Origin of the sequence: Paenibacillus sp. FSL H3-0286, assembly GCF_045040705.1 — a bacterium.
GTDB lineage: Bacteria > Bacillota > Bacilli > Paenibacillales > Paenibacillaceae > Paenibacillus_AQ > Paenibacillus_AQ odorifer.
Map to the genome: position 1 here is coordinate 6,018,843 of NZ_CP150285.1, position 13,158 is coordinate 6,032,000.

A 13,158-nucleotide genomic window follows, 5' to 3' on the forward strand; every position below is an offset into this window, starting at 1 on the left:
TCAAAACTCATAAAATCGGTAAAAAACAGCCTTTTTCCTGAATTCTACTGCACAAAATACAGTTAATTCTTTCTACCAGCTTCAAACAGAAAGTTTAATTGTACTTTCTGCAATTAAAAAGCTTCATACTGCTTACCAAGGAGCGGCCCCAAACGGGAGCCGCTCCTTGGTGTGTTTAAGCTGTAGATATTATGAAGCTTATAGATCCTTCCAGCGCTGAACCGTCAGATTTACGGTTTGTGCACCGCCTGATGGCGTAAGGGTTCGATTGGAAAGATCCGATCCATTCGAATTCACCTCCACATTAGTCCAAGCACCTCGTGTAACTTTGTATTGAATTGCTGTTCCCGCCGGTAGACTTAGTGTGATGGAGTAAATACCATCACTACCCTTCGTCAGTTGGTAGTTCGGATCTGCCGCATTCCAGCTATTGAAGGAACCGGAGAGATAAACGGGACCACTCACAGGAGTAGACGCAGGAACAGTTGCTCGGAATGTAACACTATCCGCTTGTGGCTCTCCTGCGGTGATGTTACCATTCACCATACTCCAGGTGCCCGCAGCAAAATGATAGTTATTGCCTCCATTGTTATCCCATGTGCCACTGCCATTATTAAAGGCTGCGGTCAGCCCAGCTGCCGTGTCCAACTGAATCGTAACCGCCTTATATCCTGTAAAAGCAGAAGCTTGAAGCTGCTCGCCTGGAGACGTCGTCCAGACCGTTGAACCATCGAGCTTATAATGGATATAAGAGCTGCTATAAGCCGCATTCTTATAATAGATCGTTGCCGTACTGCCGACAGGTGTTGCCGTTGGTGTTGGCGTTACGGTGGGTGTCGGCGTTACCGTTGGCGTCGGTGTTGGCGTTACGGTTGGTGTCGGTGTCGGCGTTACCGTCGGAGTTGGCGTTGGTGTTACCGTCGGTGTCGGTGTCGGCGTTACGGTTGTTGTTGGTGTCGGCGTTACCGTTGGTGTCGGCGTCACGGGTCCACCCGATTGAATATTGCCAGTTGGTGTATAGGTCCAGGTGCCGGCACTAAATAAATAGTTGCTGCCCCCGTTACTGTCCCAAGTGCCGCTGCCATTGTTAAAGCAAGCTTCAAGCTGGCTGGCTGAGCCAATATTAATCGTTATTTTGTTGTAGCCTGCTACATCAGAGACAGGTATCGCCACACCCGGTGATGTCGTCCAAGTTCCTCCTGCAGGACGATAATGAATATAAGGCGAGGTATAGCCCTGCTTATAGTAAATAGTGACACTGTTCCCCGCTGGTGTTGTCACTGAAGCAATCGCGCTAAGGAGGGATAGATTGCCTGCTGCATCCATTGCTTTTACCGTATAGTCATACGTAGTACTGGCAGATAATCCGTTATCCGTATATGAAGTAGTTGCGGATGTACCCACTTTTACGCCGTTGCGATAAATTTCATATCCGGTCACACCTACATTGTCGGTGGAAGCGGTCCAGCTTACTAAAGCACTGGATGCATTTTGAACGGTTGCGGTCACGTTAGTGGGTACAGTTGGAGCAACTGTATCTGTAGGAAGCTGTTGTTTGGCATAGATTTTGGCTGCATTTGCACCCACGGTTACAGTGATCTGCTTGCCAGTTGCTCCACCCGATTGTACGGTTACCGTATCCGAAGTGTTCAACTGGTTATAAAGAACCGTCCCGACTGCCAAGCTGCTCTCTGCACGCAGTGGAATGGTAACGGTCTGCGAGCCGCTGGATTTATTACTGAATACGGAGATAACTTCCTGCCCCAGATTAGTTCCAGTGTCAATACGACGTGAAAAAGCATATAAGTTCTGTGCAGACCACATTTCACGTTGAGTGCCTGTACGGAGTGCCGGATTATTTTTCCGAATCTCATTAAGTTTGGCTACGTGCTTGTAGGTGCTGGCATTCTCATTAAAATAATTCTCTAATACATTGCCGTTTGCATCCCGTTTCACCATTGACCAGCGGTTCCAGGTATCGGCGATGCCTCCCGTCATAATCTGCCCGTTACCATTGCCTTTGTTCTGTTCCGTACCTTGGAAGACAACGGGTGTTCCACGCACTGTAAAAATAAAACTCAAAGCGTTCTGCAGCTTATCTACGCTTCCTCCAGCTTCTGTGAGAAAACGATTGCGGTCATGATTGTCGATAAAGGTAACCATGTGATTGGCATTTCCGTTATAGTAGGAATCCTGTGCCAAGGTGCTTTTAATATTGGAGTCAAAAGACTGCCCATATGCGAAGCTATTTAGAACGGAGAAGAACATTGGGAAATCAAGCATGCCCCACTCCTTGTTGTTGCCGACCCAGCGCGAGACAAATTCAGCATTGCCGTCAAAATTCTCGCCAAAGGTATTAACCCCCAGATAATTTTGCAATTCACCAATATCAGTCGGCTTCATCAGCTTGGCTGCGTCTACACGCGCACCATCTGCCCCTGTATAGTCAAACCAGCCTTTAATCGAATCAAATATGGCCTTTTTAGCAGCAGGGACATCGAAGTCAATGTCATCCAGTCCGCCTAGATCATGATTTTCTAAGTAATCCTGTGCCCATTGATCATATCTTCCGTCTGCCAAAGACCAGTTGATATCTCCATTATGGTGATACCAAGCCGGGTTATTGAAAGGAGCTGCTGGCTGCAGACTAGGGATATCATAGTAGGCTTGGGTACCCAGCATATAATCCCCGATATGGTTTGGCACAACGTCTATAACCACCTTGATGCCAACCGCATGTGCGGAATCCACTAACTCCTTCAGCTTCTCCTTTGTACCAAAGTAGGGATTGGCTGCGTTAGGGTCCTTAACGTTGTACCCGTGATACGCCGTGTTTTTACCGCTGCCATTGTTCTCCCGATTCGTCATTTGCGGCTCCGCCACTGGGGAAATCCAGATCGCGGTGTAGCCCATATTTTTAATATAAGACAGCTTGTCGATCACTCCTTGCCAATCTCCGCCTTTCATATAACGGAAATCTTCTTCAGAGTTCTCGCCATAGCGAATTGCCGCTCCCGTAGCATTGTTGGAAGAGTCCCCGTCATTAAACCGGTCAACCATAATCTGATAAATGGTATCATTCTCGTTAATCGTACCGATGCTGGCCGCATCTGCCTGTTGTGGCGCTAAGACGAATAAATTAATCACAGTAGAAAGAAGAATAGATGTAATCAGAACGGGCACGTACCATAACTTACGTTTCATCGCGCGCATCTCCCTCTCTTATTAAAGCGTATTCATAACACACTAAAACCTACTTCTTGGATTAAAAACGACCTTTCCAGCGATGTTTTTGGCATAGAAACAAACGAATTTTAGGGAAACCGGTTTCCCTACTAAAAATTACCATGACACCAGACGCGTTGTCAAGCCTTAAAATTGAAATGCACAACAAAAAAAGAGCTCCTATTTAGGAAGCTCTTGGAGTTGAATATTTACTGTTTGAGTTCAGCGTCCCGCCGTCTGAATAAACTGCAAGACCTCATTCATAATTCGGTCCTTCTCTTCACAATGGCACACCATATGACCACTGTTGTCGACCATCAGCACCTGTTTTTGGGTCGCCTTGATCATATGATGTCGTAGGTAATCGGCGCTTCTAGTCTTCACTAGATGATCTCTTTTTCCTTGCACGATCAGGGTTGGAGTCTCAATATGCGGATAGACAGAAAAGCTCTCACGAACCAATCGCTGGAACTCTCGAGTTGCTTTTGGAGGCGTTGAACTGAATTTACTAATATAAGTTTTTAGCATGGAAAAGCTCCCAAGGGTCTTAATAATTTCTACAGGATTCAGCGGAAACACAGGGGTAGACAACAAAGTGGGAGATTTAATCCAAGGTTTATAGCGCACGGAAAGATGTGAAGCAATAAGAGCACCGGTTGAAAAACCGATCAGATGAACGCCGTCATTTGTCTTTAACAGCTCTGTTAATTCATCCTCAGCACTTTGCTGCCAATCATGTCGATCCGAATGCAGTAGATCATTCCTGCTGCCCCCGTGCCCCTTCAGGGTAAATGTTCTGGAACGATAATTATGCTGCTCCATAAACTGGGACAAGGGAGAGATTTCATGCTCACCTCCGGTAAAGCCATGAATAAATAAACAACTTTCCATAATTGTCCCTCTTTTCACATTCCATACTGAATTCCAACTTTATTGTATAATGCCAATCCCCTTTATTTTCTATTCATTCCAACCTTCTATGTAAAACCTTAACCAAATGATGTCAAGGTTTACCACCGTTATAGTTTCAAAAAAAAATATAAACTCTATTGCTCCCACCAAAGAAGACCAAGTGCAGAAGTAATCGTTAAGCCTACAGCCGAGCTAGATGAAGTTACGTTAGCACAAATAGCAGTCCCCGGCGGAACGATGATGCTGCCCGTAAAGTTCTGTGAGAAAGCGCCTGGAGCTAATTGATAATTGTAAAGCGTCGTCCCCCCGCTAATTGCCGCTGTTGAAGATTGAACGGTCATCGCACTTGTAGCCGCGCTTCCGAGATTATTATTGGTTGGTGTCAAGGTTGCAGGAGAGGTTAACGTCCCTCCTTTTACAATTGTAAAGCTTCCAGACATAGCCGATAGCAGAGAAGATCCGCCGATACTGCCGCTAATACGAGAGATATATACGGTTTTCCCGCTACCAGCAGCATTACTAATCCGAATAGAAGTAATTGCAGAAATAAGACTAAGTACGACCAAACTAGACGCGGATGTGTTGGTAGAATACAAGACCGCAGCCTTCGAAGCACTTATTTCAGGTGGCGCGCTGATATCCGGAGATTGGAAGGTATTGACCATATCCACAAAAAGAGGTTGATCATTGTCGTTAAACACATATTGATTAGGCATGATTATCCCCTCCCATTTCTAATATTCCCACCAGCTGATAGATGTTGTCGCTGCTGAAGTTCCCGATGCAATCGTGATGGACGTGGTTATGGAATTTCCGGGAGGAACAACGATTTGTCCAGTAAAATCAACAATGACGGGACCCGCTGCCAGTAATAAAGATACTAGAGTGGCCGGACCTCCCGTAGGGGCAGAAGTCGAGGTTCTGGCCGTCATCACACTGGTTAACGCACTTCCAAAATTAAAATTTATCGGTGTAACGGTAGTCCCGGTGACCGTAGCGTTTCGAAGCAGAGATAAAGTAACAGCAGCTGTTGCCGAGCTAGCTGCAACACGGGATACATACAATGTACGTCCGCTGCCTGCCGGATTACTAATCTGAACAACTAGCGGTGCAGCAGTCGTTACCGTAGAAGTAAAAGGGATTCCAAACAATAGCCCCGCCTTAGCCGCTCCTCCCTCCGGAGCTGAATCTATACCAGGTGCAACATACGTGTTGACTTGTTCTGTAAAGAGTGGCTGGCTACTCTGATTAAAGACTGAATCGTTTGGCATGCGCTATCCTCCCCGTACTTGAGCTTATCTTATTTTATGCCGCTCTAAGTAACAGGTTGTTTGGGAATGTGCGTATTTTTGCTTTCCCAGCCCAATCACCTCTTATTTTTCACCATATATTATTATCACCATTCGAATGGCTAAGGATTGTCCCTAACGGTTCGCGGCTTATTGAACTGCGGTTTATTGATGCTCAGGGCTCAAACGACGGTTAGGGTCCTTTTATGGATAGGGTTCCAGAAAACCCGTAGGAGGTGAATGAAATCCATAACGGTCTGGAACTAAAAAAGCGCAGCAAAATAAAACACTCAAAAAAACAGGGGAATTGTTCTAGAAATCCGCAATCATTTCCACCTCCAAAGGGTCGAAGAAACCGCCGTAAGGTGACGATCAGTCCTTTATTTTCCGAGCATCAATTTATCGGATTCCCCGTGTCCAGCTCCATTTCACCTCTGCCTTGGCAAAAAAGCGGAACCAAAACGATGATCTCTTACGCAGTTATGAACCAAGGAGACCACCCTGTTAGCGTCCGCTTGGAGATTAGTCCGAACAGTTTTGATTCTTTTATAGATTCAGAAGAGATCGTGGCTGCAAAAGAAATGAAGGTGCTAGTGCCAAGCAGATTTTTAAAGTGGACTCGGATATCCGCCTCCACGCAACAGTCAACGGGTTTAGGCAAAATTGATGTATACGTCCAAGCCCAGTCTATAGGTATGAGTTAACAATTTTATAAGAGAGGGACGAGGAACTTTGCCTAACTACAGCTCTTTTCAAGCTAATCCCGATAATCTACGAACGCTTATTTTTGGCCGGGATGCCTCGCTGATTGATCATCCGCTCACTACAGATCCAGGCGGAAATCTAACGACAATTATCCTAGATGGTACGATTTCCAATATACTCGGAGCTACCATCACTGCGGGTACTTTGTCATCAGCAGGAACAGTTACTAACATTCTTAACGGGACGATCACTAGCGTACTCGGAGCTACCATCACTGCGGGTACTTTGTCCTCCGCAGGTACGGTTACCAACATTCTTAACGGGACCATTACTAGCGTACTTGGAGCTACCATCACAGCTGGTACCTTGTCTTCCGCAGGTACCATTACTAACATTCTCGCAGGTACCATTACTAACGTACTCGGGGCTACCATCACTGCGGGTACTTTGTCCTCCGCAGGTACGGTTACCAACATTCTTAACGGGACTATTACTAGCGTACTTGGAGCTACCATCACAGCTGGTACTTTGTCTTCCGCAGGTACCATTTCTAACATTCTCGAAGGCACGATTACTAGCGTGCTCGGAGCTACGATTACGGCTGGTACCATTACTAGTGTACTAGGCGCAACTATTACCGCGGGTACTTTGTCCTCAGCAGGAACGGTCACCAATATCCTTAACGGGACCATTACTAGTGTGCTAGGGGCTACGATCACAGCTGGTACCCTATCCTCAGCAGGTACGGTCACCAATCTCTTAAACGGGACCATTACCAGCGTGCTTGGAGCCACAATCACAGCCGGTACTCTGTCCTCCGCAGGTACAGTAACCAATCTCTTAAACGGGACCATTACCAGCGTGCTTGGAGCCACAATCACCGCTGGTACTTTGTCCTCAGCAGGTACAGTAACCAATCTCTTAAACGGGACCATTACCAGCGTGCTCGGAGCCACGATCACTGCGGGTACTCTGTCTTCGGCTGGTACAGTAACCAATCTCTTAAACGGGACCATTACCAGCGTGCTCGGAGCCACGATCACTGCGGGTACTCTGTCCTCAGCAGGTACGGTCACCAACCTCTTAAACGGGACCATTACCAGTGTGCTTGGAGCCACCATTACCGCTGGTACGCTCAGCAGTGTGACCTCTATTTCACAACGCAGCTTTATCGAACAGACGACGACGGGTATTGCAACTGCTAATGCCTATACTCCACTGCCAGCAGTGACTACAAGCGTATTGGGGACCTATTCCTTTTTCATCAATAACACTGGAGCTAACCCGGTCAACACACGAGTAGAAATCAGTGCTGACGGAACGAACTATTTCGTCGATACCACAGGAGATAATCCTTTAGCAGCAGGTTCTATAGATGTCATAGTTCCGGCCAGATTCTTGAAATATACACGCTTATCCTATCAATCAACGAATGCAGGAGCCGCCTCAACAATCAATGTAAGTTTCAACGCACAGGGAACGTAATGCAGATGCCCATCATATGTTGTAACGAAAGAGTGCATGGATATCCATGTGCTTTTTCTTTTGATAGCAAAAGCTGATTTCTACTTCTACATATGTAACAAGGAGGAAACAACGTGAACAATATTACGCTTGGCGTCCACCTCATCGTTAACAATGAAGCTGATCTTCTGCCCCACTGTCTCACAAGCGTAGCAGGTGTTGACGAGATTGTAGTCATAGATACAGGCTCTACTGACGAATCCATAGCTATTTCCCAAGCGCACGGGGCTAGAGTATTCCAACGGGAATGGACAGAAAACTTTGCTGCAGCACGTAACGAAGGTCTCGATCAGGCGGATACCGATTGGATTCTAGTCCTTGATGCCGATGAACGCCTGCAAACTCCACTTCCGGAACTTCGCAGCCTCCTGCAAAACACGCAAGCTCAGGCTTTTACAGTACAAATTGATAATTGGCTTGGCGTTCGGCCTGAAGATAAGGTAAAGCACAGTGCGGTTCGTTTATTCCGAAATGGACAGGGTTATCGATATAGCGGAAGAATTCATGAAGGAATTGACGCTGCAATCCTTAAATCACATAACATCTCGGCGATTGAGCATAGTGATATTGAGATTGAACACTTCGGATATTTGCCGGAAATCATGGCACGAAAAAATAAAATCAAACGCAATGAGCAGCTGCTGCGACTCGCTTTAGCCGAACAACCGGAAGATCCTTTTCACTCGTATAATTTAGCAGTCACCTGCTGTCAGGACGGTCGTCTTCTGGAAGCAGAGACATTACTTCGCCAGACCCTTCACCATGTGCCACTTGAAGCTTCCTACCGTCCTACGATGATTAGAGATCTCTGTAAAATTTATCTGACTCAAGGAAAAACGAATATCATAGATACCTTGCTGTTGCCTGAATTGGAGCGTTATGAGGATTACCCTGACCTGCATTTTTTATTAGGCCAATCTTTGGAGAGTCAAGGCTTGTTAGAACGTGCTTTTCAAGCTTATCAGCGTGCAGTATCCATTTCTGGAGATCAGGTTAGTCAAAAATATGTATCTGAGCAAGGGATGAACACCTTCCGCCCACTTTATCGACTAGGCTTAATCTCAGAGCGGCTTGAGCTTCAGGAGGACGCTGCGAGATTCTACCACCGTGCGCTTCAACACCACTCTTTATATAGGCCTGCCTTGCAGGGAATAGCTTCTGCTTTTCAACGCTTAGCTGTACCCGATGAGGAGATTGCCGGCTTGCTGATACAAATCGTCCCCCCAACTAATGCTGCCCAACGAGCTGCGATCATTGACAGCTTATTTGCGATAAATGCTAATGAGACCATCACCAACTTATCCCGAGACACTTTTCCCTTGGAATTAGAGACGGCAAATTGGATGATCTCTTCACTCCTGATCACCGGCAAGCTAGAGGACGCCTATACAACCATAAGACAAATGACCTCCTTAGCTACGCAAGATAACCATGATTTAGAATATCTGAAAAAGTGGCCTACCCTCTGGGCTATTTGCTCTTGGTCGCTTTTTGGAGAATTCCACAATGACCTGCTAACCTATGTACCAGACGAACTTCGTTTCGGACTGCAATACATTCAGAAGTGCCACCAGCAACAAAAGGTAGATCCCGCTGAAGCAGAGGTAGATTCATTACCATTACATTCCTCATTCATTTCAGATTTGATCGAACAATCAGTAAAACTACACCAGCCCGAGTTAAGCGACGCTTTGGTAAAGCTGTTCCCTACCTTTCGGTCTGAATTAGCCGCAGCATTATATAAAGAAGGCAATAGGAATGCGGCAGGTGAGCATTTTATCAGGTTAGTTAGCGATCAAGCCGCTGATGCGAAGGTTCTTTTTTATATAGGTGAGATGGTCTTTGACAAAGGGCATTACACGGAAGCCAGTGAATGGTTTCAACAAGCGCTGGAGCAGATGCCTGAGCATGAGGCTGCCCGAGTGGGTTTAGCACTCTGTTACCTTCAGCAAGCGAAGCATAGCATGGAGGAGGCACTAAACAGCTTGGATGCAGCTAACGTTCATGGTCCACTGCAAACGGATATTGGTGCCATCCATAAATCCATCTTTTTACTAAATCGTACACCGTGGCATACACAGTGGAGCTTCCGCCAGAGTGAGGGGAGGACAGCCAAATGAGCATGCCCAGCCAAAAACCTCTGATTTCTCTATGCATGATCGTTAAGAACGAAGCAGATAACCTAAACCAATGTTTAAAAAGTGTACGTGGTATCGCCGATGAGATTATTGTAGTCGATACTGGCTCTACTGACTCCACGCTACAAATTGCTCTAAGCTTTGGAGCTAAAGTTGTTCACCATACTTGGAATGGCGATTTTGCCGCTGCCCGCAACGCGGGTCTTCAGCAAGCCCACGGACAATGGATTCTCATTCTGGATGGAGACGAGGAACTGGATGCGAAAAGTAAGGGGGAGCTGTTGCTGTGTGCGGAGCATTTGGAGTATGAAGCTTTTTTTCTGCGCATTCATAATCATAAAGGTTTAACCGCAGCTTCACAGACCATTACTGTTAATCCGATTATCCGGCTATTCCGTAACCGCCCGCAGTACCGTTTCAGCGGCATCATCCACGAACAGATTGCAGAAACGATCGTAAAAGCTACACCCAAAGCAGCAATGCATTTAAGCAACGTAGTCATCCATCATTACGGTTATGCAGACGGCGTAGTAGCAAAAAAAGATAAGATCAAACGAAATGTTGAGCTGCTCAAGGAACAGCTAAAGTTAAATCCCAATGACCCCTTCCACCATTTCAATATGGCTGTTGAATATATGCGGCTTGGTGAATATCAACCGGCTCTAGAGCATATCAAAAGATCACTTAACGAAGCTCCACCCGACACAAGTTATGTTCATCTGCTGCACAAATATCAAATCCGCTGCCTGGCAGAATTAAAAGATTTCAACGCGGCGCTGGAAGCTTGCGACTCAGGGATAACCTTACATCCGGATTATCCTGACTTGGCTCATATCAAAGGTGTGCTGCTGTTTCAAATGGGGGCCCTAGTTGAGGCCAAAACAGCATTGCTGCAAGCCTTAGTCATTGGAGAAGCTCCTTCCGGTTACCATACCGAGTCCGGATTCGGATCTTATTTGACATTTTATTTGCTGGGACAGTTATGCGAAGAAATAGGCGATGAGACCGAGGCCTGTGTCTGTTATACCAAAGCTGCTCAGCTTCATCCCGAGCCAACGCCCATTATAACCCGACTGATCCGAGCCTTAAAATGTGCTGAGCGCGAAAATGAAATTTTGGGCTGGCTTCACGCTCATCTACCCGAATACACAGCCGCTAAAAGCGGACTTCTCTTAGATTTATTGCGGATTGAGGGATGTGAAGAGGCAGCAAAACAGCTGATGAAGACCACAGGGCAGTCCTCATCTAATGACTCGTTATTCAACCCAGCCTATCACCCAGGGCGTTCGGAGCTTTTGTTGGCGGATCGTCTGCTTGCCTCCCTCACTTCTTCAACCCCCTATTCTCCAGCGGCTAAAAGAGTGCGGCTCGCACTTCCACTGCCCAGAGTTTCAGATTAGGAAGGACGTATTCCTATGACCACACCGGATATCACACTTTGCATGATTATTAAGAACGAGGCAAACCATCTGGAGAAATGCTTATCCTCTGTGCGCGGGCTAGTGTCTGAGATTATCATTGCGGATACAGGCTCAGAGGATAACAGTAAAGAAATCGCTCAGAGGTTCGGTGCAAAGATTATCGACATTCCTTGGGAAAATGATTTTTCCAAAGCGCGGAATATAAGCCTAGAGTATGCAACTTCCGCTTGGGTTCTGGTACTGGATGCTGATGAGGCTGTGGATCATTGGAGTGAGGAGCTGCTCCAGCCCTTGCTTGGTGCCGAGTATATTCATGGGTATTGGCTGCCCATTATCCACTATGTCGGTGAAATACCTGAAGCGGATTTTGTTACAGATCATGTCTGTCGATTATTCAAAAATGATAAAAGAATTATTTTTCGTGGAAGTATTCATGAGGAGATTGCCAGCAGCATTTGGGAGCTTCCAGCTGGGGAGATCACTTATGCAGATTTGCGTATTTTCCACTACGGATATTTAGAAGATGAACTGATGCGTAAAAATAAATATAACCGCAATTTAGCACTCATCAACAGGGGTCTGCGGCTTCAACCGAACCATCTTTTTCTTCGTTACGCGTTAGGGGCAGAGTATTATCAGCAGGGTCAATATAAAGAAGCGGCAGAGATCCTCCTTCCGCTGCTCACCGATGCTCCAGCCCCTTCCGGTTATGTCTCAGATATTTACCTTAAGACGGCGTACGCCTTACAACTATGTGGCCGAAAGCAGGAAGCCGAGGAAGTTTTTCGTACGGGGAGCGGTCTTTTTCCCGATTTCACTGATTTATTAGAAAGCTATGCCCTCCTGTTACTGGAACAAGGGAAGCTCAGCTCAGCCAAGCATTTCTTGGAGAACGCACTTCAGAGCGGAAATACAGCACATAAATACCCTTCTTCCTCAGGCAGTGGAACGTATCGGACAGAACTACTAGCCGGAAGAGTCTGTGAGAAGTTATACCAATATCCGGATGCGTGGAGACATTACGAGGCTGCCATACAACATAAGCCTGATTATAACGAGGCGTGGAAAGAACTCATCCCACTAAGCCTTCTATCTGGAGAGAAGGCACAACTACGAGCATTGACCCACAACCATCTGCACTCTTTATCTCCTGATACTTTGACTTATCTTCTGCCCGCAGCGCTCAATGCCCGCGATCCGGAATGGCAAGCTGAGCTTTCTACAGCCAGCCAGTTACCCTCATCTGTTCAGGCTGCATTGCAGGCGATTCTGGAAATAAACAATCAACCGGAACATCTTCAGACACTCGCACCGCTTGAACAGCTGCTTCATGATCCTTCCCATCTTTCCAACCGATCCTTTGTACTTGGCTATCTGTGGGCTTTCTCTTGCCGTATTGGAGATACAGAGTCTGCCATGCGCTGGCTTGTCTGTCTATTGCCTTACAGACCGGGGATTTTATCGATCCATCATATTTTAGCAGGGAATTATAGCCTTAAAGCTGATCTTTCGGATCTAAGCTATGCAGCACAATTGCTGCTTCAGACTGGTGCTTGGAATAGTTTATTAGCACTTTATCGCCATTCGGAAGGATCTTCCTTACACTGGTCCAGTCTGCCGCAGCCCTTACTCTACGGATTACTTGAAGCCCCCACCTCCATAAAAAAACAATGGTGCTCTATTTATGTCAGCAAGCACCCTCAATATCATACACCTGCGGACTGTACCGAGTGGCAATTATACGCTGCGATAGCCTACTCCTGTGGAGAGATGCCCATCCTTCATGTAGAGGATGAAGCCGCTTTGCGTAGAGTCGGGGGGGCTACCGCAGCCGTGAGCCTCGCTTATTACAAGCTGCAGCTCGCAGCAGAAGTATATCCGCAAGGGATACCATCAGCTCATATCCCTTCTGCGCTGCTTCTGAGATCTGCCAGCCGGACTTAG

General features: G+C 46.6%; 9 protein-coding genes. 5 read left to right on the top strand and 4 right to left on the bottom strand.

Annotated features, from left to right (window positions below):
* Window positions 1–198: 198 nt before the first annotated feature.
* From MHB37_RS26865 to MHB37_RS26880, 4 genes are all read right to left on the bottom strand, one after another.
* Window positions 199–3,204, bottom strand: coding sequence for a carbohydrate binding domain-containing protein (locus MHB37_RS26865; RefSeq protein ID WP_076099382.1), 3,006 nt, complete (start codon window positions 3,202–3,204; stop codon window positions 199–201).
* A gap of 243 nt (window positions 3,205–3,447) precedes the next feature.
* Entirely contained in the window at window positions 3,448–4,116 is a 669-nt protein-coding gene (locus MHB37_RS26870; RefSeq protein WP_405168699.1) for an alpha/beta hydrolase, read from the bottom strand.
* Between the two features lie 155 nt (window positions 4,117–4,271).
* Complete coding sequence (locus MHB37_RS26875; RefSeq protein WP_036685335.1) at window positions 4,272–4,853, bottom strand: hypothetical protein; 582 nt, start codon at window positions 4,851–4,853, stop codon at window positions 4,272–4,274.
* Between the two features lie 18 nt (window positions 4,854–4,871).
* The gene (locus MHB37_RS26880; RefSeq protein WP_036685336.1) at window positions 4,872–5,408 is read right to left on the bottom strand and encodes a hypothetical protein; all 537 of its coding nucleotides are present in this window, start codon (window positions 5,406–5,408) and stop codon (window positions 4,872–4,874) included.
* A 383-nt stretch (window positions 5,409–5,791) separates the two neighbouring features.
* Here MHB37_RS26880 and MHB37_RS26885 point away from each other — a divergent pair, with 383 nt between their 5' ends.
* From MHB37_RS26885 to MHB37_RS26905, 5 genes are all read left to right on the top strand, one after another.
* The gene (locus MHB37_RS26885; protein ID WP_076128014.1) at window positions 5,792–6,130 is read left to right on the top strand and encodes a DUF6385 domain-containing protein; all 339 of its coding nucleotides are present in this window, start codon (window positions 5,792–5,794) and stop codon (window positions 6,128–6,130) included.
* A 28-nt stretch (window positions 6,131–6,158) separates the two neighbouring features.
* The gene (locus MHB37_RS26890; protein WP_280753715.1) at window positions 6,159–7,616 is read left to right on the top strand and encodes a DUF6385 domain-containing protein; all 1,458 of its coding nucleotides are present in this window, start codon (window positions 6,159–6,161) and stop codon (window positions 7,614–7,616) included.
* A gap of 113 nt (window positions 7,617–7,729) precedes the next feature.
* Window positions 7,730–9,775, top strand: coding sequence for a TPR domain-containing glycosyltransferase (locus MHB37_RS26895; RefSeq protein ID WP_076184776.1), 2,046 nt, complete (start codon window positions 7,730–7,732; stop codon window positions 9,773–9,775).
* A complete protein-coding gene (locus MHB37_RS26900) occupies window positions 9,772–11,193 on the top strand; it encodes a glycosyltransferase (RefSeq protein WP_076184777.1) in 1,422 nt (473 codons plus the stop codon). Before MHB37_RS26895 ends, MHB37_RS26900 begins: the two co-directional genes overlap by 4 nt.
* Before the next feature lie 15 nt (window positions 11,194–11,208).
* Complete coding sequence (locus tag MHB37_RS26905; RefSeq protein WP_405168700.1) at window positions 11,209–13,158, top strand: glycosyltransferase; 1,950 nt, start codon at window positions 11,209–11,211, stop codon at window positions 13,156–13,158.